Here is a 26,551-nt window from a genome sequence, read left to right as displayed (position 1 = left end):
GCGCGGTTCGCTGTACCATCGCGGCTCCACAGCGTCACGAACCGCAGAATCCGTCATGTCCTCCCCCGCCCCGCCGCGCCTGTACGGGATGCCCGAACGCAGCGACCGGCTCGATTTCTACATCCGCGATCAGGCGTCGCGGCAGGCGATCACCGAGCCGCACCGGCACGCGTATTTCCAGATCCAGTTCAATCTCGGCGGCGACACCGAGCAGCGGATCGGCGGCGTCACGCGGCCGTTTCCGCGCGGCGCGCTCGCGTTCGTGCTGCCGTATCGCGAGCATCTGATTCCGCATCCGGAAGGCGCGCACTTCATCGTGATCAACTTCAGTCAGGCGTTCCTGCGCGCGGATCTCGACGTCGATCCGCTCGATCTCGAGGACGTGCCCGCGCACCGTTTTCCCGAACTGACGCCGTTCCGCTTCCAGGAGCATCTCGATTTCATCCTGACCGGCGACACGTTCGACGAGGCGCGCCGCCTCGCGCTGTGCATGATCGACGCGGACCGCGCGCGCACGTTCGGCTCGACGACGCTGCTGCGCGGCTACCTGCTGCAGCTGATCGGCCTCGTCTGCACGCAGTACGCGGGTGCGCTCGACAAGCTCGCGCAGCGCGGCGCACAGCGCGCGGGCCGGCGCGATGCGCTCGCGCGCGTGCTGCGCCACGTGCGCGCGAACCTGACGCGCGAGGATCTGACGCTCGCGGCGACCGCGGAAGCGGCGTTCTTGTCGCCGAACTACCTTGCGCATCTGATCCGCAAGGAAACCGGCAGCACGTTTACGGATCTCGTGACCGAGCGCCGGATCGCGCTCGCGCAGTCGCTGCTCGCGCATACGAGCCGACGCATCGCCGACATCGCGCGCTCGGTCGGGTTTCGCGACGAAGGCTATTTCGCGCGGCGGTTTCGCGCGCGTGTCGGGGTGTCGCCGAAGGCGTACCGCGATGCGAACGCGGCGCTGCCGGTCGACGATGATGCGTGAGCGGCAAAGGCGTGAGCGGTGCGGGGTTGATGGGGGCGGTCGGCGAGTGGACGGCGCGTCTCGGACCGCGGGCGGGCGATCGGTGCGGTTGCCGCATGTCGCGTGCTGTTCGGCGATTTTGATTTTCTGACTTGCGCCTTTCGCGGGTCGCCACTCGCCGGTCACCATTGGCCTGCCGCTTTCGCGCTTTCCGCCTTTCGCCTTTCGCCTTTCGCCTTTCGCCTTTCGCCTTTCGCCTTTCGCCTTTCGCCTTTCGCCTTTCGCCTTTCGCGCTTTCCGCCTTTCGCTTTCCGCGTTTCGCTTTCCGCCTTTCACCGCCCGCTTTCCACTTCCTGGTTTCCGCTCCCCGCCCCGCGCGCGTAGTTTTGTCCCGGTAAACCGCAAATGCGTCGCATCCGGCCGCGCGCGGCTCGGGTATCGTTCAGGCATGCCGGCCCGCGCGTCGCGCGCGCCGCTGTCCGTCTTTCTGTCGAACGAGGCCATCCGATGTCCGAAACCGTCATCGACGCTCCCGAGCGTCCTTCCGTCGAAGTCGATCAGTCGTCCGCGCGCTTTCCGCTGCGCCGCGTATTCTGCGTCGGCCGCAACTATGCGGATCACGCGCGCGAAATGGGCGCCGATCCCGACCGCGAACCGCCGTTCTTCTTCATGAAGCCCGCCGACGCGATCGTGCCCGCGCGCGGCACGGTGCCGTATCCGCCGCTGACGCAGGACCTGCATCACGAAATCGAGCTGGTCGTCGCGATCGGCACCGGCGGCCGGTCGATCGACCCCGCGAACGCGCTGTCGCACGTGTGGGGCTACGGCGTCGGCGTCGACCTGACGCGCCGCGACCTGCAGGCCGAAGCGAAGAAGCTGAGCCGTCCGTGGGACTGGGCGAAAGGCTTCGACGCGTCGGGCCCCGTGACTGCATTGCGCCCCGCATCGGCGATCGGTCATCCGGCGACCGGCCGAATCTGGCTTGCGGTGAACGGCGACACGCGTCAGCAAGGCGATCTCGCCGACATGATCTGGGGCATCCCGGACGTGATCGCCTACGTGTCGCGCTCGGTCGAGCTGAAGGCCGGCGACCTGATCTTCACCGGCACGCCGGCCGGCGTCGGCGCGCTGCAGCCGGGCGATCGCGTGACGGGCGGCGTCGACGGCGTCGCGACATTCGAGTTCACGGTCGGCGTGAAGCCTTAAGCGCTGTGCACGCACGTTGCCGATGTGAATCGGTTGCGTGCGCAATGAACTTGCCGCGGCGTGTGCGTAGCCGATTGCGGGGCATACCGCGGCACCCTTCCGGACGTGTTTCAAGTACGGCGCGATTGCGTTCGCGCTGGCTGTGTCGCGCACATCGAACGCGCGCACGGCACGCGGCGGGCGACGAGGCCGAAGCAACAACCGCATGCGGCTGCGGCTTTCGCCCTTGAAGCGCCTCACGCGGAAATCGGCAAGCGTCGTCACCTGCCGAGCGGCGTCACTCCGCCGCGATCGCATCTGCGCCGGCCGCGTCGCGCGCATCGAACGACCGCACACAGCACGCGGCGAGCAGCGCCGCCGCCGCGGACAGCAGCATCATTGCAAGCGGCGCATAGGCGGCATTACGCGGCGTCACGACCGCGCTCGTCAACGACGACAGCGCAGCGCCGCCCGCGATCGTCATCGCGCCGGCAAGCCCGGACGCGCTCCCGGACAGCTCCGGTCGCACCGACAGCGCGCCCGCATGCGCGCCGGGGTTCGTGAACCCGTTGCCGAGCCCGACCAGCACGCACGGCCCGAACCACGCAGCCGCATGCGTTGCGCCGCCGACCTGGAGCGCCAGGGCGATCAGTGGCCCCGCGCACGCGACGATGCGGCCATACAGAATCGTCGTCGCGAGCGGATAGCGATGCGCGACGCGGCCCGCAAGAAAGCTGCCGCATACGAAACCGGCCGTGATCGTCCCCATGCAGACGCCGAGTTCGGCCGGCGCGATCGCGAACACCGCGCGGGCCGCGAGCGACGCGCCGGCGAGGAACGCGTAGAACGTACCGGTCGAAAACGCCATGCACAGCACATACGCCCAGAAGCGGCGCGCGCGGAGCAGCGCCGGATACGCGCGGAACTGGTGGGCGAGCGTCGGCGACCGGTTCGTATGGGTCTCGGCGAAATCGAACATACACCACGCGCACAGTGCGACGCCGACGGCGCCGAGTAGCCAGAAGTTCGCGCGCCAGCCGGCCGCCTGTTCGAGCGCGCCGCCGAGCGTCGGGCCGATCATCGGCGCGAACGCGGCCGCCATCGCCGCATAACCGATCCGGCTCGCCGCGCGGCTGCCGCCGGCGGCGTCGCGGATCGTCGCCATCGAGACCGGATACACCGACGTGATCGCGGCCTGCATCAACCGGCACGCGAGAAACGTGCGGATGTCGGTCGCCAGCGCGCAGCCGATTGCGCCGAGCGTGAACACGCCGACGCTCGTCAGCACGATCGGGCGCCGCCCGAAGCGGTCCGATAGCGGCCCCATCAGCAATTCGAGCGATGCGGCGAGTGCCGCGTAGCCGCCGATCGCGAGCCCGACGAGCGCATAGTCCGCACGCAGGTCGCGCGCGATGGCCGGCAGCGACGGCAGGAACAGACTCAGCGGCAGCACCGAGAACGCACACAGCAGCATCAGCGTCGTGCGCGCGGGCGCGCCGGTGGCCGGACCGAACGGATTCGATTGCAAGCGAATGCTCTCCGCGCACGCGCGCGAGGCCGTGCGCAAACACCAGAAAATCCCGATCGAATCGGGAAGACGGGGATGCGGCGCACACAGAGCCGCGATCGGCGGGTGCGTGCGCGGGAAGCGGCAGTCGAACGGGTCGCGCAGGCCGGATCGGCGCTGCGCGACGCTGCACGCGATGATGGTAGACAGGCGCGGCGGCCGCCGTCAACGCGCTATCGCATGCGCACCGACACGAACCGGCGTGCGTGGTTGCGCTGGATCAGCACCGCGATGACGTCGCCGCCGTTCGCCTCGAGCGCCGGCACGTCGGCCGGCGATTCGAGCAGCGTGTCGTTCAGTTCGAGCACGACGTCGCCCGGCTCGATGCCCGCACGCGCCGCCGGGCCGCGCACCGCGTCGACCATCATGCCGACGGGCAAGCCGGTCGATCGCCGTTCGTCGTCGGTCAGCGGATGCATCGTCAGCCCGAGGCGGTCGCCGTGCTGCGGCGGCCGTGCGGCGGTACGCGTGACGGTCGCGGTCCCGACCGGTGCGGCGGCCGTCCGCATGGCCGGTGCCGCGCGCGTGGCGGTTGCCGCGGGAACGACGTCGTCGCCGTCCTCGCCCGCTGTACCGGCTGCGCGCAACGCGGGCGCGCCGGCGTCGGTCGCGCCCGAGCCGGCAGAGCCCAGGCCGGCCGCGCCTACGCCGGCCGCCGCTACGCCGGCCGCGCCTGAGCCGGCCGCGCCAGCGGCGGCCGACCGCGTCGCACTTGAGCTGGCGGCGCTTGCCCCAGCCGCGCGTAAGCCTGCTGCAACCGAGCGGCTCGTACTTGAGCCGGCTGAACCGGCCCCGGCTGCGCCCGAGCCGGCTGCGACCGCGCGGGTCGTACCTGAACTGGCGGCCGCTGAGCCGGCCGCGCCTGGGCGCGTCACGCTCGAGCGGGCCGCACTTTGGCCGGCCCCCAGATCAGCATTCGATCTAACGACGCGTGATCCGGCCGTATCCGGGCCGGCGCCAGTTGCGCGGACCGCGCCTGAACCAGCCGCATGCAAATGGGTCGCAGCTGCCCCGGCCGTCCCAGCCCCGGCCGTCCCAGCTCCGGCCGTCCCCGCTCCGGCCGTGCGCGAGCCGGCCATACCCAAGCCATTCGCACCCAAGCCCGTCGCCCCGCTCTCGTCCTCGCCACCGCTCGCAGCGGCAACACCGGTCACACCATCGGCGCCGACCGCATTCGCGCCTCGATCGTCGTTAACCGCGACCGTCAGCACGACCGGCGCGCGATTGCGAATCAGCCGCATCGGCGCCTGCTCGCCCGGCGCCAGCGTCGTCGCGAGGTCGTTCAATTCGGCCGCGCCCGCGACCGGCCGATCGCCGAACTGCACGATTACGTCGCCCGCGCGCACGCCCGCCACCGCGGCAGGCGAACCGGCCTCGACGCCGTCGACGAGCGCACCGGAGGCGCGAGGCAGCCCAAGCGCCGCCGCCAGCCCCGCGCCGACGTCCTGCACGTCGAGGCCGAGCGCATTGGCGCCCGACCCGCGCGCCGCCTGCGCCGGCGGCTGCAGTTGCGCACGCAGCTTCGCGCTGAGCGCGATCGGGATCGCGAACGTGAGGCTCGCGTAGCGATCCGCGCCCGTATAGACCTGCATCGCGATACCGACCACGTTGCCCGCGCGATCGAACACCGGGCCGCCGGAGTTGTCGGGATTCACCGCGATGTCGGTCTGCAGGAACGGGAACGCGCTGCCGTCCGGCAGCCGGCGCGGCGTCGCGCTCACGATGCCGGCCGTGACCGTGTTGCCCGCGCCGTCCGGCGCGCCGATCGTCATCACGGGCTCGCCGGCACGCACGCGTGTCGCTTCGGCAATCGGCACGTAAGGCAGCCGCGCGCCGTCGATCCGCAGCACCGCGACGTCGCTCTGCGGATCGACCGCCACCACGGTCGCGCGGAATTCGCGGCCATTGGCGAGCCGCACCGTCGCATCGGTCGCGTCCCCGATCACGTGGGCGGACGTGAGGATCGCGCCATCGGGGCTGACGATGAAGCCGGACCCGCTACCGGTAATCGCGCGCGGCGACGTATCGGGCGCCGGCGGCTGCGGGCCCTGCGCGCGCGGCGGCGCACCGCGTCGGAAGAATGCGGCGAGCGGATCGTCGGGATCGAGAATTGCGAACGTCGGCTCGCCGGTCTGCGGATCGAACGCGCTCGTGCGGATCGTGACGACCGCCGCGCCGTAGCGGTCGACGATCGCCGGAAAACCGTCCGACGCGACGTCGGATGCCGCGGGCGAGCCGCCGCCGTTGTCGACAGGCAGTGCGAGCGTCGCCGCGAGGCCGGTCGGCGGCGGCGAGGCGACGGCGAGCGCGAGCGCGGGCAGCGCGGCGCGAAGGACGGCGCGGGCAAGCGTCTGGCGAACCACGGTGCACCTCCCCCGGGCAGTCGCGGCAACGCGCTGCGCGACACGCGCAGACACCCGACAAGCACCGGTACACGCCTCCATTTATAGCTCACGCGCGTCTGTCGAGCAGCCGGACGCAACCCGTACGCCGGGTCCGCGTCGCGCCGCAAAACCGTAATGGCATTCGTTCCGGACAAAGTCCGCGGTTCGTCAATCCGAACATTCACCGCGCACGATGCACGACCACGACGCGAGGCGCAGATGACGCACCGGCACTTATTCGGGCCATGCGGTCGCGCGGCGATCGAGCGCGTCGCGTACCGCGCGGGCGAGATCGTCGAGCGCATAAGGCTTGCCGATCAACGCGACGCCTTCGTCGAGTTTGCCGTCATGGAAGATGATGTCGCGCGTATAGCCGGACGCGAACAGCACGCCGGCGCGGTACGGCGGCGCGCTCGCGATCCGCGCGAGTTCGCTGCTGCGCACGGCGCCCGGCATCACGACGTCGGTAAACAGCAGATCGAAGCGCTGCCCGCTCTGGATCAGGCGCAGCGCCGCATCGCCGTCCTGCGCGGACAGCACCTTGTAGCCGAGCCGTGCGAGCATCTCGATCGCCGCGAGCCGCACGTCGCAATTGTCCTCGACGACGAGAATCGTCTCGCCGCCGCGCGTGGCCGGCGCGCTCGCGGGCTTGTCGGGTTCGCGCTCCGTATCGAGACAGCGCGGAAAGTAGAGATCGACGGTCGTACCCTCTCCTTCGGCGCTGCTGATATGCACGCAGCCGGCGCTCTGCGATACGAACCCGTGCACCATGCTGAGCCCGAGACCGGTGCCCTGTCCTTCCGCCTTCGTCGTGAAAAACGGTTCGAACGCGCGCAGCTTCACGCGCTCGGGCATGCCGTGACCGTCGTCGGCGACCGACAGCCGCACGTAGTCGCCGGCCGGAACGCCGGCGTGCGCCGCGCGGCGGTCCGTCGACGCATCGACGGCGGCCACGGCGATCCGGATCGTGCCGCGCTCGTCGATCGCGTCGCGCGCATTGATCACGAGATTCAGCAGCGCGCTTTCGAGCTCGTTCGGGTCCGCGTAGATGTGCCAGCCGTCGTACGCATCCTCGATCGACAGCTCGATCGACGCCGGCAACGTACGCCGCAGCATCTCGGCCATCGCTTCGACGAGCCGCATCGGATTGAGCACGGTCGGCACGAGCGGCTGCCGGCGCGCGAACGCCAGCAGCTGCGACGCGAGCTTCGCGCCGCGCGACACCGCATTGCTCGCGACGGCGACGCGCCGTTCGAGTTCCGCGTTGCCCTGCGCCAACAGCTGAATCAGCTGCAGGTTCGCCGCGATCACCTGCAGCACATTGTTGAAGTCGTGCGCGACGCCGCCGGTCAGGCTGCCGATCGCCTCGAGCTTTTGCGCCTGCCGCAGTTGCGCCTCCATCGCGACGCGGGCCGCAACCTCTTCGGCGACCCGCTGCTCGAGCGTCTGCGTGAGCTGCATCAGCGCGTATTCGGCCTCGTGGCGCCGCGCCTCCGCCACGACCTTGGCGGTCGTCTCGAACACGATCGCGATGACGCCGGCCGGCTGCCCGTCGTCGTCGAATACGGGGCTGTAGCCGAGGTCCATCCAGACGTCCTCGGGGCGGCCCTGGCGATACAGCACGAGCTGCTTGTCGCGATAGGTCAGCGTGCCGCCGGCCAGACAGGTGTCGACCACGTGCCGGTTGAACGACGCGACTTCCGGCCAGCCGACCTCGACCGGCTTGCCGAGCAGGAACGGATGGCGCCCGCCGGCAAACGACGCATAGGCGTCGTTGTAGAGCATCGTGCCTTCGCGGCCCCACAGGATCACCAGCGGCGACGGCGACGCGAGCACGAGCCGCACCGCGGCGGCGAGGCTCGGCGGCCACGTCGAACGCGGCCCAAGCGGCGTGTCGCTCCAGTCGAACGTCGCGACACGACGCGCCATCTCGCCGCCGCCCAACTCCGGACTGCCGCTCACCGACAGTGCAAACTCCGACTCGACAGAAATTTCGCTCATACGGTAACGCTCACGCGATCTGGAAACTTTTGCACGACCCAACGTCGATCCGTTGCCCGCCGGCCGCTCCGGCGGCCTGTCCCGCCGCATCGGCACAAGGGCTGCAGCGTGCAGCAAGCACCGTTCCCGCGACGCTTCCGCGGTTCGATCTTCGCCGCCCGCGGAGAGGCGGCCGACGTGACGAGCGTGTAACCGCATCGCGGGCGCTCCGGCTGGACGCACGCATCTCGCTCCGCGCGCGACGCGCGTCACGCGCCGCCGATCCGCTTCGCGATCGCGGACAGCGTGCGCAGCATCGGCGCGAACGCATCGGCCGACGTATTGCCGAAGCCCAGCACGAGCCCGTTGCGCGACGATTTCGCGTGCATCGAAAACGCGGACAGCGCAAACGGCCCGATGCCGTGCGCCCGCGCCGCGTCGACGATCGCGCGGTCGCGATAGCGCGCCGGCAGTTGCAGCGCGAGATGCAGCCCGCACGGGCCGCCTTCGACGCGATGTTCGGTGCTGAGGCTGTCGTCGAGCGCCGCGAGCAGCGCGTGGCGCCGATCGCGATAGAGCCGGCGCATGCGGCCGAGATGCCGGCCGTATTCGCCGGTCTCGACGAAATCGGCGAGCGCGATCTGCACGTGGCGCGTGCCGCCGCGCAGCATCTCCGGCAGCGCCGGCCGCACGGCGGCGAGCAGCGCGTCGGGCAGCACGAGGAAGCCGATGCGCAATGCCGGAAACATCGTCTTGCTGAACGAGCCGAGATAGACGACCGGCGAATCGGCTGCCAGTCCATACATCGCGCCGATCGGTTCGCCGGTATGGCGGAACTCGCTGTCGTAGTCGTCCTCGACGATCCATGCGCGATGCCGGCGTGCGGCATCGATCAGCGCAAGCCGCCGCGAAATCGACAGCACCGCGCCGGTCGGGAACTGGTTCGACGGCGTCGTATAGACGACGCGCGGCGTCCGCTCGCGCCAGTCCGCCTCGCTCGCGCGCAGCCCTTCCGCGTCGACCGGCATCGGCACGACGTCGAGGTTGGCCGTCTGCATCGCGGTGCGCGCGCCGCGGTAGCCGGGATCCTCGACCCACACCGTATCGCCGGGATTCGTCAGCAGCTGCGCGCACAGCGCGATTGCGCCCTGCGCGCCTTCGGTGATCACGATCTGCTCGGGATCGCAGCGCACGCCGCGCGTCACCGCCAGATGGCGCGCGATCGATTCGCGCAGCGCGGGTTCGCCGAGCGGATCGCCGTAGGCGAGCAGGTCGCGGCCCGTGCGGCGCAGCGCGCGGTCGATCGCGTGCCGCCACGCGTCGATCGGGAAATGCGACAGCGCCGGCACGCCGGGCCGAAAGCCGTGCGTGTCGTCGCTGTCGCCGACGCTCGGGCGAATCCGCTCGAGGCGCTGCGCAACCGCGGGCGGCGCCGTTCGCCGGCGCGGCGCCGCCGGCCGCGACAGCCCGACCACGCGCGTGCCGCGACGATCCGATTGCAGAAAACCTTCTGCGACAAGCTGCTCGTACACGGCCGCGGTCGTATTGCGCGACACGCCGAGCAGGTCGGCGAGCGCGCGCGTGCCCGGCAAACGCGTACCGGCCGGCATCGCGCCGCCGAGAATCGCGCCGCGCACGCGCTGCAGCAGTTGTCGCTGCAACGAAGGCGCGCCCGGCGCGCGGGACAGCGGCGCATCGAGCGGCATCGGCGAAACGGAATCGAGAGGCGGAACGGTCGTCATCGGAGCGGGCGAAGGCAAGCGGTCGGCGCCACGCGCGTGGCACCATAAATTCGGCGGCGTCTGGCACTTCTCATGGTACCTCGACGCGACTACGATCGTCTGCACGCCGGCATGTCGCCGGCCGCCAACCGACGCGAGACCGACCTTGCCCACCCTGACGAACGCCTATCGACAGCCCATCGGCCAACCGCTTCCCGACTGGTCCGCGCGCCCGCGCCCGGAGAGCATCGTGCTCGAGGGACGCTACTGCCGTCTCGAACCGCTCGACGCCGACCGTCATGCCGCCGATCTGTACGCCGCCTATGCGCAAGCGCCGGACGGCAGCGACTGGACCTATCTCGCGCACGGCCCGTACGACGACGAAGCGAGCTACCGCGAGTACGCACGCGGCGCGGCGACGAGCGCCGATCCGCTGCACTACACGGTGATCGACCGCGCGACGAACCGCGCGGTCGGCACGCTCGCGCTGATGCGCATCGATCCGGCGAACGGCGTGATCGAGGTCGGCTCGGTGACGTTCTCGCCGCTGCTCAAGCGCACGCCGGCGTCGACCGAAGCGCAGTACCTGCTGATGAAGTATGCGTTCGACACGCTCGGCTACCGGCGCTACGAGTGGAAGTGCGACGACCTGAACGCGCCGTCGCGCAAGGCGGCCGTACGGCTCGGCTTCCGCTACGAAGGGACGTTCCGGCAGGCGATCGTCTACAAGGGCCGCAATCGCGACACCGCGTGGTATTCGATCGTCGATGGCGAATGGCCGGCCGTCGCGGCCGCGTTCGAGGCGTGGCTGTCGCCGGACAATTTCGACACCCAAGGCAGCCAGCGCCAGTCGCTGACGGCGATCCGCGCCGCGCAGGCAAACGCGCGCGATGCCGCGCGCCGCGCGAACGAGGCGACGCGCGTCACGGTGCGGCCGCTCGTCGCCGCCGACGAAGCGGCATGGCGTCCGCTGTGGCAGGCTTATCAGGCGTTCTACGAGACCGCGCTCGGCGATGCGGTATTCGCGACCACGTGGGCTCGGCTGATGGATCCGGACGAGCCGATGTTCGTGCTCGGCGCGTTCGACGCGTCCGGCGCGCTGATCGGCATCGTGCATGCGATCTACCACCGGTCGTGCTGGACCGAAGCGCCGTATTGCTATCTGCAGGACCTGTTCACCGCACCCGACGCACGCGGACAAGGCGCCGGCGCCGCGCTGATCGAGGCCGTGTACGAACGCGCGCGCCGCGACGGCGCGAGCCGCGTGTACTGGCTCACGCACGAGACGAACACCACCGCACGCGCGCTGTACGACCGGCTCGCGAACAACGCGGGATTCATTCAGTACCGCAAGGACCTGAAGTAATCGCGCAAAAGGACTGAAGCAACGCGATGGCCGCGCCGCAACGCGCGGCATTGCGTTCAGCCGAACGCGTCGGCCGGCTCGTCCATGGGCTCGCTCGCGTCGACGCGTGGCGTGTCGCGCGGCAGCGACGCCGGGCAGATCATCTCGTCGCCGTTCGCCGGCACCGGGCGGCGCACCGGCCGGAACACGGGCTCGCCCGGCGCGATCGGGCGGCCCGAGATCGCGCAGCGGCCCGGCTGCACCGCGGTTCGCAGCCGCCAGCGCTGCTCGCCGTAATGACAGCGGCCGCTCTCGACCCAGCGTACGAGCAGGCTGTCGTCGGCCGCTTCGAGCACCGCGACGAACAGTTGCGCGCGCAACGGAGAGGCGATCGCGCCCGCATGCTCGCCGGCGTCCGCGTGCGGCGGCGAAACGGGCGGCGCGGCGGCGGCATCCGGCGTCGCTGCGCGGACCGGTCGTTCGATGCGGTTCGACATGCTTGATGCTACTCCCTGAAAGAGTGACTCGGATCGACGCTCAGCGCCGCGCGGCCGGTTCGCGCAACAACGACAGGCCGAGCGCCGCACCGACGACGGCGGCGGCGATCATCAGTGCGATCCCGCCCGACCAGCCGAGCGCGCCGACGATCGTGCCGATCGCGAGCGGCCCGATCACCTGGCCGAGATAGTTGCCCTGCACGACCCATCCGATGCCGAGCGGCGCGAGAGACGGCGACGGCACCGACATCGGCGCACACGCGAGGATCGTCGCGGGCAGCAAACCCGCGATCGCCGAAAACGCGAAGCCGAGCGCGACCGCGACCGGCGCGGGCGTTGCCGCCGCGAACAGTCCGGCGCCGGCCGCGCCGATCGCCACCGACGTCGCGGCCATCACGATGCCGGGACGCGCGCCGCGCGCGAGAAGCCAGCCGGCAGTGAGATTGCCGATCACGCACGATGCGACGATCGCGGCCGCGATCAGTCCCGCCGCACCGACCGATACGCCGAGACGCTGCATCAGGAACACGGGCAGGAACGTCATCGCCGCGAAGAACTGCACGTTGTACGTCGCGAAGGCAAGCGCGAGCAGCGTCGTCGCGCGCGATGCGACCACGTCGCGCAGCGCGGCGCCGAGGCGCGGCGCGTGCGCATGCGCGTCGTCCGGCGGGTCGGCGGACGTCGTCATCGGCAGCGCGGCGGCCGCGGCGAACGTCAGCACCGCGGCGGCGACCCAGCCGCTGCGCCAGCCGCCGAGCAGCGGCCCGACGACCATCGAGAGTGCGATGCCGGCCGGCATGAAGGTGCTCCACAGGCCGAACACGACCGCGCGGGACGCGGGCGGCGTCACGCGGTTCAGCACGGCCGGCGCCGCGACGACGACGATCACGAAGCCGACGCCTTCGGCGACGCGCGTGGCGAGCAGCACCGCGAAGCTGTCCGCGACTGCGCCGGCGACGCTGGCGACGCCGAGCGCGACGAGTCCCGTCACCAGCAGCCGCCGATCGCCCCAGCGCCGCACGAGCAGCCCGGCCGCGATTCCGCCGAATACGCCGACGAACGGAAAGACCGACATGATGGCGCTCAGCGACGCGAGCGAGCCGCCGAACTGTTGCTGAAGCGACGGCAGCGCGATCGTCGCCTTGCCGACGTGCAGCGCCGACACGATGCTCGCGAGCACGACGTTGACGACGGCCGCGCGATAGCCGCGCGACGGCGTGGCGGCGGCCGACGCCGCGACAGACGATTCGGTCATCTGCGATCTCCGTTGTGAGCGGTCGCGCGCATCGGCGTATCCGTTGCGGGCACGAGCGAACCGGCGCCCATCATACAAATTGAAGTTCACTTCAAGTAAAGGGGCGCGGCGAGCAACGATGCGTTTCGCCGATCGAGGCAATCGGCGTAATGGTGCGGTCGAGCCAATCGGCGTAATCGGCGTAATCACCGCAATCGAGCCGATCGACGCAATCGGTGCAATCACCGCGTATTGCTGCGATGCAGGCCACGCGTATGCGCGCCGCGCGACGACCGGTGCGCAATCGACCGCGCGGTTCTCGGCCGCGACACACCACAGTCGACGCGCCTCCGTCTCGCAAACCGTCTCAATCGGCTGAGACGAACGTCCCAGCGTCTCACCCGCCGCCCGATGCGCACGTGCAGCACCGCGCGTCGGCGCATTCGCACGGCGCCTTGGCCGGCGCGGCTGCGCACGATGGTGCGCCGCCCATCGCCTGCCCCGCGCGGCGCTCGCGCGCCACACGCAGCACGCTGGCCCCGTTCCTGCATGCGGTGCGTCGCGCGATCGCACAGCGCGCCACGGTGCCGCGCATCGCGGCACGACGACAGACAACCCACGGAGACAACAACATGAGTACACCCGCATCGAGTTCCGCCCGCAGCATGAAGGCCGCCGTGTGGCGCGGCCGCCGCGACATCCGCGTCGAAGAGGTTCCCGTGCCCGAGCGGCCGCCGGCCGGCTGGGTGAAGATCCGCGTGCACTGGTGCGGGATCTGCGGCTCGGACCTGCACGAATACGTCGCCGGCCCCGTATTCATTCCGGTCGATGCGCCGCACCCGCTGACGGGCCTGAAAGGTCAGTGCATCCTCGGTCACGAGTTCAGCGGCGAGATCGCCGAGCTCGGCGACGGCGTGACGGGCTTCGCGATCGGCGACCGCGTGACTGCCGACGCCTGCCAGCATTGCGGCACCTGCTGGTACTGCACACACGGGCTCTACAACATCTGCGAAAACCTCGCGTTCACCGGACTGATGAACAACGGCGCGTTCGCCGAATACGTCAACGTGCCCGCCGAACTGCTGTACCGGCTGCCCGACGGCTTCCCGACCGAGGCCGGCGCGCTGATCGAGCCGCTCGCGGTCGGGCTGCACGCGGTGAAGAAGGCCGGCAGCATCGTCGGGCAGACCGTCGTCGTAGTCGGCGCGGGCACGATCGGGCTGTGCACGATCATGTGCGCGAAGGCAGCCGGCGCGGGCCGCGTGATCGCGCTCGAGATGTCCGACGCGCGCAAGGCGAAGGCGCTCGAAGTCGGCGCGAGCGTCGTCATCGATCCGAAGACCTCGGACGCGATCGCCGAGGTGAAGGCGCTGACGGGCGGCTACGGCGCCGACGTGTCGTTCGAATGCATCGGCCACACGACGACGGCGAAGCTCGCGATCGACGTGATCCGCAAGGCCGGCAAGTCGGTGATGGTCGGGATCTTCGAGGAGCCGGCGCCGTTCAACTTCTTCGACATCGTGTCGACCGAGAAGGAAGTGATCGGCTCGCTGGCCTACAACGGCGAGTTCGCGGACGTGATCCGCTTCATCGCCGACGGCCGGATCGAGGTGCAGCCGCTGATCACCGGCCGCATCGCGCTCGGCGACATCGTCGCGCGCGGCTTCGAGGAACTCGTCCATCACAAGGACCGCAACGTGAAGATCATCGTGCAGCCGGCGACCTAGCCGGCACGGCGCGGTCGGCGCGGCCGCGCGATGCCGGCTGTTTCCTGCCGAGCACCGCCGCACGCGGCATCGCGCGATTCTTCGATATACTGGACCGCACAACTTTCGCGCATGCCCGTCCGGCGGGCGCCTTGGTCCGCTCGGCCTCCGCATGCGCGTCCTGTCCACACACACGCGAGAGTCGCCCGTGAAACCGCGAGCCGGCCTGATCCTCGAATTCGTCGTGAACCTGCTGCTGCCGTGGGTTGCCTACCGCGTCGCGCATCCGTATTTCGGCGAAACCGGCGCGTTGTATGCCTCGGCGGTGCCGCCCGTCGTCTGGTCGATCGTCGAGTTCGTGCGGTCGCGGCGCGTCGACGCCGTGTCGCTCGTCGTGCTGTTCGGCATCGCGCTGTCGATCGTCGGGATGGCACTCGGCGGCAGCGCGCGGACGCTCTTGATGCGCGAGTCGCTCGCGTCCGGCGCGATCGGCGTGGTGTTCCTGCTCTCGCTGTTCCGTGAACGGCCGCTGATCTTCTATCTCGCCCGCGCGACCGTCGCACGCGAGATGGCCGGCGGCGCGGCGCGCTTCGAGGCCGTCTGGGCCGAACAATCGGGGCTGCGGCAGATGCTTCGGCTGATGACGTTCGTCTGGGGCGTCGGGATGACGCTCGAGATGCTGCTGCGCTGCTGGATGGTCGCGACGTGGCCGGTCGAGCGCGTGCTGGTCGTGTCGCCGATCATCGGCTACTCGGTGTTCGGCGGGCTGCTCGCCTGGACGTTCTGGTACCGGCGGCGGATGCGCGCCCGCAACAGCGTCGACATCCCGACCCGCGAAGGGCTCACGGAAACCGCAGGCCCCTGAAGAGCGGCCGGTTCCCGGCCGGTGCGGCCTCGCAGCGGCGCACGGCCGCCTGCCTGTATCGCTGCGGTATGATGCGCGCCATCTTGTCTGACGAATCCGACGCGCCGCATGACCGCCCTCTCTTTCCCCTTCGTCGCGACGTGGTTCGCGCTGTTCGCGTCCGCCGCGCTCGCGTGGCATCGTCCGCTGCGCCGCGCGAGCCTCGTGCTGGCCGTGCTCGGCTATGCGGGCGCACTCGCGCTCGGCGAACTCGCGCCGATCGCGCTGCTGCCGCTCGCCCTGCTGGCCGCGATTGCGTGGGGTGTCGCGCCGGGCCGTCCGCCGACGCTGCGCATCGTCGCGCACATCGCCTTCGTCGCGCTGGCGATCGCATTGAGCCTGCATCTGCTGCCGGGTTTTCATAATCCCCGCGTGATCGGCCCCGTGCGCTTCACGCCCGATGCGGTGCCGTTCACGATGTACCTGAACCTCGACAAGCCGCTCGTCGGACTCTGGCTGATGTGGGTGCTGCCCTGGATCGCGCCCGCCGTGCCGATCTCACGCGCCGTGCGCGTCGGTGCCGCCGCAGCCGTCGCGACGGCCGGCGCCTGTCTCGCGGGCGCACTCGCGTTCGGCCTCGTCGGCTGGGCGCCGAAATGGCCGCCGTCCGGCTGGCTGTGGCTCGCGAACAACGTGCTGCTCGTCACGCTCGCCGAAGAGGCGCTGTTTCGCGGCTATCTGCAAGGCGGGCTCGAACGCGTGCTGCGCCGGTTCTCGTGGGGTGCGCCCGCGGCGCTCGCGATCGCCGCGCTGGCGTTCGGCGCCGCGCACGCGGCCGGCGGCTGGCCGTGGATCGTGCTCGGCACCGTTGCGGGCATCGGCTATGGCATCGCCTGGCGACGCGGCGGGCTGTTCGCCGCCGCGCTCGCGCACATCGGGCTGAATCTCGTGCACTTCGCGCTGTTCACGTATCCGATGCTCGCCGCCGCGCGCTGACGGCAAGCGGCGCCGCGCGATGCGTGACGGCGCCGTCAGTTGAACCCGGCGACCGCGTGCGGCACGTACGGACGTTCGAGCGTCGCGATCTCGTCGTCGGTCAGCTTCAGGTCGAGCGCGGCGAGCGCGTCGTCGAGCTGGGGCAGCTTCGAGATGCCGACGATCGGCGCGGTAACGCCGCGCTTCTGCGCCACCCAGGCGAGCGCGACCTGCGCGCGCGGCACGTTGCGCGCGGCCGCGATCGCGGCAACTGCATCGACGATCGCGCGATCCGCATCGGCCGTCGCATCGTACAGCCGCTGGCCGACCGCATCGCTCTGCTGCCGCTCGGACGATTCGTCCCAGTTGCGCGTCAGGCGCCCGCGCGCGAGCGGGCTCCACGGAATCACCGCGATCCCTTCGGCTTCGCAGAGCGGCAGCATTTCGCGCTCCTCCTCGCGGTACAGCAGGTTCAGGTGATTCTGCATGCTGACGAAGCGCGTCCAGCCGTGCTGCCGTGAGGTGTAGAGCGCCTTCGCGAACTGCCACGCGTACATCGACGACGCGCCGATATAGCGCGCCTTGCCCGCCTTCACGACGTCGTGCAGTGCCTCGAGCGTCTCCTCGATCGGCGTGCTGTCGTCCCAGCGGTGGATCTGGTACAGGTCGACGTAGTCGGTGCCGAGCCGCTTCAGGCTCTGGTCGATGTCGGTCATGATCGCCTTGCGCGACAGCCCCGCGCCGTTCGGGCCCGGCCGCATCCGGTAGAACACCTTCGTCGCGATCACGACCTCGTCGCGTTTCGCGAAGTCGCGCAGCGCGCGACCGACGATCTCTTCGGACGTGCCGTCCGAGTACATGTTCGCGGTATCGAAGAAGTTGATGCCGGCTTCGATCGCGCGGCGGATGATCGGGCGGCTTTCCGCTTCCGGGAGCGTCCACGGGTGCGTGCCGCGCGACGGTTCGCCGAACGTCATGCAGCCGAGCACCAGCTTCGACACTTCCAGTCCTGTGGATCCGAATTTCACGTATTCCATCGTCTGCCTCGCCAGTCGGGTTGAGCTTGCGGCCGATGCGCGACGAAACGCGCGCACGCGCCGCGGCCGAAACGTTGCATGTTATACCGGCCCGCGCGCGCCTGCAGGCGCGGGGATCGGTGCGGGGCGAACGTCAGCGGATCTGGTCGGCGATCGGCCGCAGGAATTCGGAGAAGCCGGTCAGCATGATCTGCACGCCGACGCACAGCAGCAGGAACGCGGACACGCGCATCGCGACCTTCGTCCCTTCGGTGCCGAGATAGCGCGCGAGCAGCGCGGCACGGCTGTACGTGAGCCAGATCACGACGCCGATCAGTGCCGACACCGCAACCGATACGATGCTCGACAGCATGAATTCGGAGAGCTTGTGCGTGCGGTTCGCGTTCAGCGCGATCGCGGTCGCGATGGAGCCCGGGCCGACGGTCAGCGGCACCGTGAGCGGGAAAAACGCGCGCGTCATGATCGCGTTCGCGTCGATCGGCTTGACGGGCGTATCGCCGCCGCCCGGCACGTCCGGTTCGTTCAGCATCTGCCAGCCCGACACTGCGACCGCGAAGCCGCCGCCGATGCGCAGCGCCTCCATCGAGATCCCGAAGAAATGCAGCACCGGCGTGCCGACGAAGAATGCGACCATCAGCACGATGAACGCGTTGAACGCGACCTTCTTCGCGAGCAGATGCCGCTCGTGCTCGGTCAGCGTTTCGGTGCGTTCGAGAAACAGGAAGGCGATGCCGATCGGATTGATGATCCCCATCAGGCCGGTGAAACCGAACAGGATCTCGGAGATAAGGCGGTGAACGATCATCGGCGCGAACAAACGGTCGGGGCTGGGCCGGCGGCGTGCCGGGGGTCACGCATTGTAGAGCAAGCGCCTGGCGCCGCGCGCAAATCGTGCACGCGTTGCGCAACGCGCCGCTCGCGCGCGCATCCCGCAAGCGAGGCGAGAACACAATGCGCGGGCCCGCCTTTATTCCGCAGCCGGCTCCCACGCAGGCGCACGCTTCGCGAAGAACGCAGCGAAGCCCTCCTTCGCTTCGTCGGTCGCGCGCACGCGCGAGATCGTCTGAGCGGTGAACGCCGCGCGGGCGTCCGACTGCGGATACTCGCCGATCGCATCGAAGAAGCGCTTGATCTCCATCAGCGCGTTCGGGCCGTTGCGGCCGAGTTCGGCGAGCGTCTTGTCGAGCGCGTCGTCGAGTGCATCGAGCGGGACGGCCTGATGGATCAGCCCGATCGCGACCGCGTCGTGCGCGCTCAGCTGCGTCGCCGTCAACGCGAGCCGGCGCGCCTGACGCTGGCCCACTGCCTCGACCAGATACGGACCGATCACGGCCGGCAGAATCCCGAAGCGCGCCTCGCTGACCGCGAACCGCGCGTGCTCGCTCGCGATCACGATGTCGCAGGCCGCGCAGAGGCCGACGCCGCCGCCGAACGCGTGGCCCTGCACGCGCGCGACGGTCGGCTTCGGACACTGCCGGATCGCACGCATCATCGCGGCGAACCGCTCCGCGTCGCGCAGGTTCGCGGCAGCGTCGTTCGCGCTCGCACGCTGCATCCACTGCAGGTCGGCGCCGGCGCAGAACGCGCGGCCGTCCGAGCGCAGCACGATCGCACGCACACCGTCGCGCGCGCCGAGCACGGTAAACGCGTCGGTCAGCTCGGCGATCATCGTCTCGTCGAATGCGTTCAGCACGTCGCCGCGCTGCAATGCGACGGTCGCGATGCCGCGCGCATCGACCGTCACGGCCAGAGTCTTCAATCCATCCATCGAACAGGTTTCCTCGCTAAAAGACAGCAGCGCCCGCCACGGCGCCGCGATTACGCGGCGATCCGCCGGTCGACCACGCGTCGCGCCTTGCCGGTCGCGCTCGCCGGAATGCCGCCCGCGGCCAGCACGGTCACGCCGGCCGACACGCCGATCATCGTCTTGATGCGATGCTGCAGCGCGCGTGCGATCTCGGCTCGTTCGCCGTCGGTCGTGCTCGCGGTCGCTTCGGAGCGCAGCTCGACCGCGAGGTCGAGCCGGTCCATGTGCCCGTCGCGCGACAGCGTGATCTGGAATTGGCCGGACAGCTTCGGCTGCGCGACCACGAGTTCCTCGATCTGGCTCGGGAACACGTTCACGCCGCGCACGATCAGCATGTCGTCGGAGCGGCCGGTGATCTTCGCGAGGCGGCGCATCGCGCGCGCGGTCGGCGGCAGCAGCGCGGTGAGATCGCGCGTGCGATAGCGGATCACCGGCATCGCCTCCTTCGTCAGCGACGTGAACACGAGTTCGCCCTCGCTGCCGTCCGGCAGCACCTCGCCCGTCACCGGATCGACGATCTCCGGATAGAAGTGGTCTTCCCAGATCACCGGGCCGTCCTTCGTCTCCACGCATTCGCACGCGACGCCCGGGCCCATCACTTCGGACAGCCCGTAGATGTCGAGCGCATCGATGCCCGCGCGCGTCTCCACTTCTTCGCGCAGCGCCTGCGTCCACGGCTCGGCGCCGAAGATGCCGATCTTCAGCGACGACTGCGCCGGGTCCATTCCCTGCCGCACCATCTCGTCGATCAGGTTCAGCATGTACGACGGCGTGACGAGGATGATCTTCGGCTCGAAGTCGCGGATCAGCTGTACCTGCTTCTCGGTCTGGCCGCCCGACATCGGCACGACCATGCAGCCGAGCCGTTCCGCGCCGTAGTGAATCCCGAGCCCGCCGGTGAAGAGTCCATAGCCGAACGCGTTGTGCAGCGTGTCGCCGGGCCGGCCGCCCGCCGCGCGGATCGACCGTGCGGTGACGTTCGCCCACGTGTCGATGTCGCGCGCCGTGTAGCCGACCACGGTCGGCTTGCCGGTCGTGCCGCTCGACGCGTGCACGCGCACGACGTGCTCGCGCGGCACCGCGAACAGCCCGAACGGATAGTTGTCGCGCAGGTCGTGCTTCGTCGAGAACGGGAACTTCGCGAGATCGGCAAGCGTTTTCAGATCGTCCGGATGCACGCCCGCCGCGTCGAACGTGCGGCGATAGTGCGCGACGTTGTCATACGCATGGCGAAGCGACCATTTGAGGCGCTCGAGCTGCAGCGCCTGCAGTTCGTCGCGGCTGGCGGTCTCGATCGGCTCGAGCGCGGCGGCGGGGTGCGTCGGGTAAGTCATCGGGCTGCTCCTCCAAGGGAATATGTCGTTGTCGTGATCGGGATCGCGGCTACGCGCGCAACGACCGGCCGGCCGCGTGCCGCGCGGCGATGCGCGGCGAGACGCGATAGCGGTCCTCGCCGTAGCTCGCGGCGAGGTTCGACAGCACGCGGTACACGCGGCCGACGCCGATCGCGTCGGCCCACGCGAGCGGGCCGCACGGGTAGTTGACGCCCTTCTCCATCGCGAGATCGAGATCGGCGGGCGAGCAAACGCCCTGGTTCACGGCGTCGGCCGCCTCGTTCGCGAGCATCGCGACCGTGCGCATCGCGATCATTCCCGGCACGTCGCCGAGGCCGATCACGCGGAAACCGGCCTCCTGGAACAGGCCGACCGCGTCCGCATAGGCGGCGTCGCTGCATTGCAGGGCGCGCGCGAGCGCGACGACGCCGGCCTGCGTGTAATCGCGCGCGAGATCGACGAGCACGAGATCGGCCATACCCGTTTGCGCGGCGCGCTCGGTCGCGGTGCGGCCGTCCGTCAGCGCGATCGACGCGCGGCCGGCCGTCGCGATCAGCTCGTGCGGATGCGCATCCTGCACGCGCGCGCCCGCGATGCGCTCGGCCAGGCGCGCATGCAGCGCGGCGGCCGGGCCGTCGACGGCGAACAGCACGACGTCGACCGGCGCGTCGCGCGGCGGTTCGACCTCGGCGACGGGCGGCGCAGCGCCGTCCGCATAGGAATAGAAGCCGCGCCCCGACTTGCGGCCGAGGAAACCCGCGTTCACGAGTTCCTGCTGGATCAGCGAGGGTGTGTAGCGCGGATCGTTGAAGTACGCGCGGAACACCGATTCGGTCACCGCGAAGTTCACGTCGTGGCCGATCAGGTCCATCAGTTCGAACGGCCCCATCCGGAAGCCGCCGGCGTCGCGCAGCACCGCGTCGATCGACGCGGGCGTGCCGCCCTGTTCGTTCAGCACGCGCAGCGCCTCCGCGTAGTACGGCCGCGCGACGCGATTGACGATGAAGCCGGGCGTCGACTTCGCCATCACGGGCTTCTTGCCCCACGCGGCCGCGGCCGCGTAAAGCGCCTGCGCGACCTCGGGCGCGGTCGCGAGCCCGCTGACGACCTCGACGAGCGCCATCAGCGGCGCCGGGTTGAAGAAATGCAGGCCGGCGACGCGCTGCGGCGCGCGCAGCCCGGCCGCAATCGACGTGATCGAGATCGACGACGTGTTTGTCGCGAGCAGACACGCATCGTCGACATGACGTTCCAGCGTCGCGAAAATCTCGCGCTTCACGTCGAGCCGCTCCGCAGCCGCCTCGACGATCAGCGCCGCGGGCGCGAAGTCGGCGAGCGCGCGCACGGCGCGGATGCGGCCGCCGGCGGATTCGGCCTCGGCCGGCTCGAGCCGCCCTTTCTCCGCGAGCCGCGCGAACTGCGCACGAATGCCGGCCAGCGCCTTGTCGCAAGCGGCTTCGTTCAGGTCGTACAGCAAGACCGTGTGGCCGGCCGCAGCCGCAACCTGCGCGATACCTGCGCCCATCGCGCCGGCGCCGATCACGCCGACGACGGCCGACAGCGGCAACGCGCCGGGGTTCGTCGAATGTGCAGAAGAAACAGCCATCGCTTGCGATCCGTCATCAAGTGGAAGTGCGAGCGATTATAAACCGACCGGTCGGTAGATTTATGTCAGGGCGAGCCCGAATTTGTCGGGCAACGCAGCATGACGGAAGCTGCGACGACACAAAATCGACATGGCCGGGCACTTTTTTCGAACAGAAAGGTCAATGTAAGCGTTCGAAAACGAGATAACGGTCCCGGAACGCCTGATAAGATTCGACGAATCGCCGGCTTTCGGGGGAAAACCGCGTGTCGAGCCGACATCGGCGCCCGGCGTCGGTCATGCGGGGCCGGAACGGCGCCGCGACCGCCCCGCCGGCCGCATCGAACCGTTTCATCCAGCGACGGGCTCCGGCCCGCCCGCGCCCGTCGCGGCCTCGCGGCCGCACACCTCGGCGACGCTGCCGCGCCGCCATCCTTCAGCTGCATCGTCCTCGTTCGGCGGATTGTCCGGCCGGGCTTCGTCAACCCGTGGCGACGCATCGCGCGTCGCCACTCGAATAAGGAAACCCTCCATGCCGATCTCGTCCAACCAGCTCCCACGCTGGACCCTCTGGGCCCCGCTTGCCGCCTGGCTGGTGCTCGCGCTGTCGCGCGTCGTGCCGGCCGAAGGCCTCGTCATCGCGCTGTTCGCCGCCGCGCTCGCGGGCGCCGTGTTCGCCGCCGTTCACCATGCCGAAGTGGTCGCGCATCGCGTCGGCGAGCCGTTCGGCACGCTTGTGCTCGCGGTCGCCGTGACGGTCATCGAAGTCGCGCTGATCGTGTCCGTGATGCTGGGCGCCGGCCCCGAGAAATCGGGCCTCGCGCGCGACACCGTGTTCGCCGCCGTGATGATCATCTGCAACGGCATCGTCGGGCTGTGTCTGCTCGTCGGCGCCTGGAAGCACGGCGAACAGGACTTTCAGGGGCGCGGCGCAAGCAAGGCGCTCGCGGTGCTCGCGTCGCTGTCCGTGTTGTCGCTCGTGATGCCGAACTATCTGAGCGCGGCGCCCGGCCCGATGCTGTCGAAGTCGCAGCTCGCGTTCGCCGGCGTGTCGTCGCTCGTGCTGTACGGCGTCTTCGTGTTCGTGCAGACGGTGCGCCATCGCGACTACTTTCTCGCCGATCACGACAGCGCGAACGAGGCCGTGCATGCGGCGCCGCCGAGCGGCCGCACCGCACTGATCAGCCTCGCGCTGCTGTTCGCGAGCCTCGTCGCGGTCGTGCTGCTCGCGAAGCTGCTGTCGCCGGCCGTCGAGCATGCCGTGATGAAGCTCGGCGCCCCGGAAGCGGCGGTCGGGATCGTGATCGCCGCGCTCGTGCTGCTGCCCGAAGGGCTCGCGGCCGTGACGGCCGCACGCGCGAACCGGCTGCAAACCAGCATGAATCTCGCGCTCGGCTCCGCGCTCGCGAGTATCGGGCTCACGATCCCGACGGTCGCGGCCGTGTTCATCTGGGTCGGCCAGCCGCTGACGCTCGGCATCGGCCCGATGGAAACCGTGCTGCTGGCGCTGACGCTGCTCGTCAGCACGCTGACGCTGAGCCAGGGTCGCACGACCGTGCTGCACGGCGTCGTGCATCTGTCGCTGTTCGCCGCGTATCTGTTTCTGTCGGTCACGCATTGACCTGTCGCCGGGCCTGGCCGCACGTCGATTCAAGCGTGCGGCCGGGCCGGCGCTCTGCCCCTTTCCCTTCGCCTTTTCGCTTTGAGCCTTCCTGCGTCGCACTCGCTCGCCGGCGCGACCCTCACGCGATGCCGCCGTCCGCGCTTTCCGTCAGAAACCGTTCGACCATCGCATTGAATACCGGCAGCGCCGGATTGTCGTTGTCGGTCCGCCACGCGAGATACAGTTCGGCCGCGACGTCGACGTCCGCGAGCGGACGAAACACGACGCCGTCCACGTGCAGCTCGCGCGCGGACGCCGGCACGAGCGCGGCGCCGAGCCCCGCGCGCACGAGGCCGAGGATCGTATGCGTCTGCCCGACGTAATGCAGGTAGTTCGGCAGCCGCCCGGCGCTCGCGAACATCCCGGAAATCATGTCGTGGAAATACTTGCCTTCGTTCGGCGAATACGCGATGAACGGCTGGCGATCGAGATCGTCGGGGCCGATCCGTTCGTGCACGGCGAGCGGCGCGCCTTCTGCGACCGCGACGAGCATCGGCTCGCGCTGCACCAGCCGATATTCGAGCGGCTGGCGCGCGGCGCGCTGGCGCACGAACCCCGCATCGAGCATCCGCGACGCGAGCGCGTCGATCTGCACCGTCGACACCATCTCGCGCAACTCGACGTCCACGTCCGGCAAGGCGTGCGCCGCATGCGCGAGCAGCATCGGAATCATCCGGTATGCGCTGACCGCCGTGAAGCCGAGCGTGATGCGGCCCGCGCCGCCGTGCGCGACGCGCTGCGCGGCCTGTTCGGCCCGCGCCGAGAATTCGAGGATGTGCCGCGCGTCACGCAGAAAGCGTTCGCCGGCCGCGGTCAGACTCACCTGCCGGCTGCTGCGCTCGAGCAACGCGATGCCGAGCGCATGTTCGAGCAGCTGGATCTGCCGGCTCAGCGGCGGCTGCGTCATGAAGAGCCGCTTCGCCGCGCGCCCGAAGTGAAGTTCCTCGGCGACCGCGACGAAGCAGCGAAGCTGGTGCAGTTCGATCATTCAAGCGTTGAATCAATCAACAGGCCTTTGATGTTAGGCCAACATCGATGCGATTCCTATACTCGGTTGCACCCGATGCGCGACCCGCGCCGCGCACGCCGACCGAGACGTTGATGACCATCGATATCCTGCTTACCCAGCCGCTTCCCGAATCGATCGACGCCGAACCGTCCGCCCGCTACGCGGTGCATCGGCTATATGCGACCGATGAGCCGGACGCATTGGTCGCGCGCGTCGCACCGCGCATCCCGGGCGTCGTGATCGGCGGCGTCAACGGCTTGTCCGCCGCGCTGATGGACCGGCTCGGCGCGCTCGAAATCGTCGAGATCAACGGCATCGGCACCGACGCCGTCGATCTCGAACGCGCCCGCGCACGCCGCTCGTGATCGGCTACTTCGTCGCGCACACCGGCTCGTTTGCCGGCGCCCTGTGGTTCGTCGCCGCGCACGGGCTGATCGGCATCGCCGCGTACGCGTGGCTTGCGGGCCGCTTCGAGCGGATTCGCGTCGCAGCGGACGGGTGATCGCCGCGGTTCAGGATCGCGCGTTCGGGCGATACGCCCGCGCGCCGCATCACGCTCGCTTCAGGCCGCCGCTTTGCGCCTGCTCGGTCGTCAGCCGGTCGAGCTCGCGCAGGTCGTTCTCCAGCGCCGGCGTCAGCGTCGTGCGCAGATGGTCGAGGAACGTGCGGATCTTCGCATCGAGATAGCGGCGCGTCGCATAGACCGCATAGACGCTGACGGTCTGCAACCGGTATTCGGGCAGCACGCGGATCAGACGCCCTTCGCGGATATCGTCGAGCACCGTATAGAGGGCGACGCAGGCGATCCCGCGCCCGGCGCGCACCGCGACGCAGAGCGCGTCCGGCACGTTGACCTGGAACGGCGCGGGCTGCAGTTCGTACACGGTCTCCTCGCCGTCGGCGCGTTCGAGCCGCCACTCGCTCGCGGGCGACGCCGGTGTGTCGAGACGCAGGCACACGTGATTCGGCAGATCGTCCGGCGTCTGCGGCGTGCCGTGCCGCGCGAGATAGTCGCGCGACGCGACGAGCACGCTGCAGCTCGTGCCGCAGGTCTGCGCGACGTAGCCCGAATCGGGCAACTGCGACGCCGTGACGATCGACACGTCGTACCCTTCCTCGACGAGGTTCGGCATGCGCTGCGCAAGCGTCAGCTCGACCGACACCTCGGGGTTGTCCTCCTGATAGCGGACGATCGACGATACGACATGACTCTGCCCGAGCCCCGTCATCGCATGGATGCGCATTTTCCCGCTCGGCCGCAGCAGCGCATTGCGCGCCTCGGCGTTCGCGTAGTCGATCTCCGCGAGGATCGATTTCGCGCGCTCGAAATAGCGCTCGCCGCTTTCGGTCAGACCGAGATGACGCGTCGTGCGATGCAGAAGACGCGTCTGCACGTGCGCTTCGAGATTCGACACGGCGCGCGACACCTGCGCTGTAGTCGCATCGATCTCTTTCGCGACCGCAGTGAAACTGCCGGCTTCGACAACGCGCACGAACAGGCGCATGTTTTCGAGCATGTCCATTGAATTGGCTTCGGAAGAGTCTGTGGGGAGAAGGCGTCGGCCGCGCGCGCGTCAGCCGGGCGATGCAGCACGGCCACGAACCGCGCGACATCGCTCACCGTGCCGGGGAGAAGGCGGGAGAGCGGGCATGGCGGACGGGGTTCTGACATAGCGGGGATTCGGTGGCCGGAATTGTACGCCGCCGCAGACAAATTTGC

Annotated in this window: 21 protein-coding genes and 2 pseudogenes; 9 read left to right on the top strand and 14 right to left on the bottom strand. The window is 69.7% G+C overall.

What is annotated here, in order from left to right:
• Nucleotides 1–55 precede the first annotated feature (55 nt).
• Together BCR55_RS25685 and BCR55_RS25680 are read left to right on the top strand one after the other, a co-directional pair.
• Nucleotides 56–979, top strand: a complete 924-nt coding sequence (locus BCR55_RS25685; protein WP_012216927.1) for an AraC family transcriptional regulator — start codon at nucleotides 56–58, stop codon at nucleotides 977–979.
• 486 nt (nucleotides 980–1,465) lie between these two features.
• A complete protein-coding gene (locus BCR55_RS25680; RefSeq protein ID WP_006403438.1) occupies nucleotides 1,466–2,164 on the top strand; it encodes a fumarylacetoacetate hydrolase family protein in 699 nt (232 codons plus the stop codon).
• Between the two features lie 277 nt (nucleotides 2,165–2,441).
• On the opposite strand, the gene BCR55_RS25675 is transcribed toward BCR55_RS25680, so the two are convergent.
• The 4 genes from BCR55_RS25675 to BCR55_RS25660 all read right to left on the bottom strand — a co-directional run bounded on the left by BCR55_RS25675 (nucleotide 2,442) and on the right by BCR55_RS25660 (nucleotide 9,816).
• On the bottom strand, nucleotides 2,442–3,710 hold the full coding sequence (locus BCR55_RS25675; protein ID WP_053298485.1) for an MFS transporter: 1,269 nt from the start codon (nucleotides 3,708–3,710) through the stop codon (nucleotides 2,442–2,444).
• Between the two features lie 173 nt (nucleotides 3,711–3,883).
• Nucleotides 3,884–6,073: a trypsin-like peptidase domain-containing protein gene (locus BCR55_RS25670; RefSeq protein WP_065496465.1), complete on the bottom strand. Its 2,190-nt coding sequence runs from the start codon at nucleotides 6,071–6,073 to the stop codon at nucleotides 3,884–3,886.
• 255 nt (nucleotides 6,074–6,328) lie between these two features.
• Nucleotides 6,329–8,095, bottom strand: a complete 1,767-nt coding sequence (locus tag BCR55_RS25665) for an ATP-binding protein (protein WP_053298483.1) — start codon at nucleotides 8,093–8,095, stop codon at nucleotides 6,329–6,331.
• A 248-nt stretch (nucleotides 8,096–8,343) separates the two neighbouring features.
• Nucleotides 8,344–9,816, bottom strand: a complete 1,473-nt coding sequence (locus tag BCR55_RS25660; protein WP_053298482.1) for a PLP-dependent aminotransferase family protein — start codon at nucleotides 9,814–9,816, stop codon at nucleotides 8,344–8,346.
• Nucleotides 9,817–9,961: 145 nt separating this feature from the next.
• Here BCR55_RS25660 and BCR55_RS25655 point away from each other — a divergent pair, with 145 nt between their 5' ends.
• Complete coding sequence (locus tag BCR55_RS25655; RefSeq protein WP_065496463.1) at nucleotides 9,962–11,161, top strand: GNAT family N-acetyltransferase; 1,200 nt, start codon at nucleotides 9,962–9,964, stop codon at nucleotides 11,159–11,161.
• Nucleotides 11,162–11,217: 56 nt separating this feature from the next.
• On the opposite strand, the gene BCR55_RS25650 is transcribed toward BCR55_RS25655, so the two are convergent.
• Nucleotides 11,218–11,637: a DUF3331 domain-containing protein gene (locus BCR55_RS25650; RefSeq protein ID WP_053298480.1), complete on the bottom strand. Its 420-nt coding sequence runs from the start codon at nucleotides 11,635–11,637 to the stop codon at nucleotides 11,218–11,220.
• Nucleotides 11,638–11,677: 40 nt separating this feature from the next.
• Nucleotides 11,678–12,892, bottom strand: coding sequence for a CynX/NimT family MFS transporter (locus BCR55_RS25645; RefSeq protein ID WP_053298479.1), 1,215 nt, complete (start codon nucleotides 12,890–12,892; stop codon nucleotides 11,678–11,680).
• Between the two features lie 644 nt (nucleotides 12,893–13,536).
• On the opposite strand from BCR55_RS25645, the gene BCR55_RS25635 reads away from it, so the two are divergent.
• The 3 genes from BCR55_RS25635 (at nucleotide 13,537) to BCR55_RS25625 (ending at nucleotide 16,417) form a co-directional block, all read left to right on the top strand.
• A complete protein-coding gene (locus BCR55_RS25635; protein ID WP_053298477.1) occupies nucleotides 13,537–14,598 on the top strand; it encodes a 2,3-butanediol dehydrogenase in 1,062 nt (353 codons plus the stop codon).
• A 187-nt stretch (nucleotides 14,599–14,785) separates the two neighbouring features.
• Nucleotides 14,786–15,442, top strand: a complete 657-nt coding sequence (locus BCR55_RS25630; RefSeq protein WP_053298476.1) for a VC0807 family protein — start codon at nucleotides 14,786–14,788, stop codon at nucleotides 15,440–15,442.
• A gap of 108 nt (nucleotides 15,443–15,550) precedes the next feature.
• Nucleotides 15,551–16,417: a type II CAAX prenyl endopeptidase Rce1 family protein gene (locus tag BCR55_RS25625; protein ID WP_053298475.1), complete on the top strand. Its 867-nt coding sequence runs from the start codon at nucleotides 15,551–15,553 to the stop codon at nucleotides 16,415–16,417.
• A 35-nt stretch (nucleotides 16,418–16,452) separates the two neighbouring features.
• On the opposite strand, the gene BCR55_RS25620 is transcribed toward BCR55_RS25625, so the two are convergent.
• From BCR55_RS25620 to BCR55_RS33190, 6 genes are all read right to left on the bottom strand, one after another.
• The gene (locus tag BCR55_RS25620; RefSeq protein ID WP_012216916.1) at nucleotides 16,453–17,433 is read right to left on the bottom strand and encodes an aldo/keto reductase; all 981 of its coding nucleotides are present in this window, start codon (nucleotides 17,431–17,433) and stop codon (nucleotides 16,453–16,455) included.
• 133 nt (nucleotides 17,434–17,566) lie between these two features.
• Complete coding sequence (locus tag BCR55_RS25615) at nucleotides 17,567–18,238, bottom strand: MarC family protein (protein ID WP_006396931.1); 672 nt, start codon at nucleotides 18,236–18,238, stop codon at nucleotides 17,567–17,569.
• Nucleotides 18,239–18,400: 162 nt separating this feature from the next.
• Nucleotides 18,401–19,201, bottom strand: coding sequence for an enoyl-CoA hydratase-related protein (locus tag BCR55_RS25610; RefSeq protein WP_065496461.1), 801 nt, complete (start codon nucleotides 19,199–19,201; stop codon nucleotides 18,401–18,403).
• Nucleotides 19,202–19,251: 50 nt separating this feature from the next.
• On the bottom strand, nucleotides 19,252–20,574 hold the full coding sequence (paaK, locus tag BCR55_RS25605; RefSeq protein WP_053298473.1) for a phenylacetate--CoA ligase PaaK: 1,323 nt from the start codon (nucleotides 20,572–20,574) through the stop codon (nucleotides 19,252–19,254).
• Nucleotides 20,575–20,623: 49 nt separating this feature from the next.
• Nucleotides 20,624–22,180, bottom strand: coding sequence for a 3-hydroxyacyl-CoA dehydrogenase (locus BCR55_RS25600; RefSeq protein ID WP_065496459.1), 1,557 nt, complete (start codon nucleotides 22,178–22,180; stop codon nucleotides 20,624–20,626).
• A gap of 160 nt (nucleotides 22,181–22,340) precedes the next feature.
• Nucleotides 22,341–22,514, bottom strand: a complete 174-nt coding sequence (locus BCR55_RS33190) for a hypothetical protein (protein ID WP_175403846.1) — start codon at nucleotides 22,512–22,514, stop codon at nucleotides 22,341–22,343.
• A 177-nt stretch (nucleotides 22,515–22,691) separates the two neighbouring features.
• Here BCR55_RS33190 and BCR55_RS25595 point away from each other — a divergent pair, with 177 nt between their 5' ends.
• Complete coding sequence (locus BCR55_RS25595; protein WP_006403419.1) at nucleotides 22,692–23,780, top strand: calcium:proton antiporter; 1,089 nt, start codon at nucleotides 22,692–22,694, stop codon at nucleotides 23,778–23,780.
• 121 nt (nucleotides 23,781–23,901) lie between these two features.
• Here the strand turns inward: BCR55_RS25595 and BCR55_RS25590 are convergent, their stop codons facing one another.
• Complete coding sequence (locus BCR55_RS25590; RefSeq protein WP_006396925.1) at nucleotides 23,902–24,810, bottom strand: LysR substrate-binding domain-containing protein; 909 nt, start codon at nucleotides 24,808–24,810, stop codon at nucleotides 23,902–23,904.
• 113 nt (nucleotides 24,811–24,923) lie between these two features.
• Between BCR55_RS25590 and BCR55_RS25585 the strand changes: the two are divergent.
• Together BCR55_RS25585 and BCR55_RS32780 are read left to right on the top strand one after the other, a co-directional pair.
• Nucleotides 24,924–25,187: pseudogene (locus BCR55_RS25585) on the top strand (hydroxyacid dehydrogenase); the annotation flags it as partial.
• Nucleotides 25,184–25,333, top strand: a pseudogene (locus BCR55_RS32780) (MFS transporter); the annotation flags it as partial. The pseudogenes BCR55_RS25585 and BCR55_RS32780, both read left to right, overlap by 4 nt.
• Nucleotides 25,334–25,382: 49 nt before the next feature.
• Here the strand turns inward: BCR55_RS32780 and BCR55_RS25580 are convergent.
• Nucleotides 25,383–26,354 carry a LysR family transcriptional regulator gene (locus BCR55_RS25580; RefSeq protein WP_006403417.1) on the bottom strand — a complete coding sequence of 324 codons (972 nt, stop codon included), beginning with the start codon at nucleotides 26,352–26,354 and terminating at the stop codon, nucleotides 25,383–25,385.
• Between the last annotated feature and the right edge of the window lie 197 nt (nucleotides 26,355–26,551).

The organism is Burkholderia sp. CCA53 (genome assembly GCF_001685525.1).
GTDB classification, from domain to species: Bacteria; Pseudomonadota; Gammaproteobacteria; order Burkholderiales; family Burkholderiaceae; genus Burkholderia; species Burkholderia multivorans.
This window is presented reverse-complemented; position numbering and strand designations above follow the sequence as displayed.

Excerpts from the sequence above, each read along its gene's own strand:
- BCR55_RS25685 (WP_012216927.1), top strand. The coding sequence starts at position 56 with ATGTCCTCCCCCGCCCCGCCGCGCCTGTACGGGATGCCCGAACGCAGC.
- BCR55_RS25680 (WP_006403438.1), top strand. The coding sequence starts at position 1,466 with ATGTCCGAAACCGTCATCGACGCTCCCGAGCGTCCTTCCGTCGAAGTC.
- BCR55_RS25665 (WP_053298483.1), bottom strand. The coding sequence starts at position 8,095 with ATGAGCGAAATTTCTGTCGAGTCGGAGTTTGCACTGTCGGTGAGCGGC.
- BCR55_RS25660 (WP_053298482.1), bottom strand. The coding sequence starts at position 9,816 with ATGACGACCGTTCCGCCTCTCGATTCCGTTTCGCCGATGCCGCTCGAT.
- BCR55_RS25650 (WP_053298480.1), bottom strand. The coding sequence starts at position 11,637 with ATGTCGAACCGCATCGAACGACCGGTCCGCGCAGCGACGCCGGATGCC.
- BCR55_RS25645 (WP_053298479.1), bottom strand. The coding sequence starts at position 12,892 with ATGACCGAATCGTCTGTCGCGGCGTCGGCCGCCGCCACGCCGTCGCGC.
- BCR55_RS25635 (WP_053298477.1), top strand. The coding sequence starts at position 13,537 with ATGAAGGCCGCCGTGTGGCGCGGCCGCCGCGACATCCGCGTCGAAGAG.
- BCR55_RS25625 (WP_053298475.1), top strand. The coding sequence starts at position 15,551 with ATGACCGCCCTCTCTTTCCCCTTCGTCGCGACGTGGTTCGCGCTGTTC.
- BCR55_RS25620 (WP_012216916.1), bottom strand. The coding sequence starts at position 17,433 with ATGGAATACGTGAAATTCGGATCCACAGGACTGGAAGTGTCGAAGCTG.
- BCR55_RS25615 (WP_006396931.1), bottom strand. The coding sequence starts at position 18,238 with ATGATCGTTCACCGCCTTATCTCCGAGATCCTGTTCGGTTTCACCGGC.
- BCR55_RS25610 (WP_065496461.1), bottom strand. The coding sequence starts at position 19,201 with ATGGATGGATTGAAGACTCTGGCCGTGACGGTCGATGCGCGCGGCATC.
- paaK (WP_053298473.1), bottom strand. The coding sequence starts at position 20,574 with ATGACTTACCCGACGCACCCCGCCGCCGCGCTCGAGCCGATCGAGACC.
- BCR55_RS25600 (WP_065496459.1), bottom strand. The coding sequence starts at position 22,180 with ATGGCTGTTTCTTCTGCACATTCGACGAACCCCGGCGCGTTGCCGCTG.
- BCR55_RS33190 (WP_175403846.1), bottom strand. The coding sequence starts at position 22,514 with ATGAAACGGTTCGATGCGGCCGGCGGGGCGGTCGCGGCGCCGTTCCGG.
- BCR55_RS25595 (WP_006403419.1), top strand. The coding sequence starts at position 22,692 with ATGCCGATCTCGTCCAACCAGCTCCCACGCTGGACCCTCTGGGCCCCG.
- BCR55_RS25590 (WP_006396925.1), bottom strand. The coding sequence starts at position 24,810 with ATGATCGAACTGCACCAGCTTCGCTGCTTCGTCGCGGTCGCCGAGGAA.
- BCR55_RS25580 (WP_006403417.1), bottom strand. The coding sequence starts at position 26,354 with ATGGACATGCTCGAAAACATGCGCCTGTTCGTGCGCGTTGTCGAAGCC.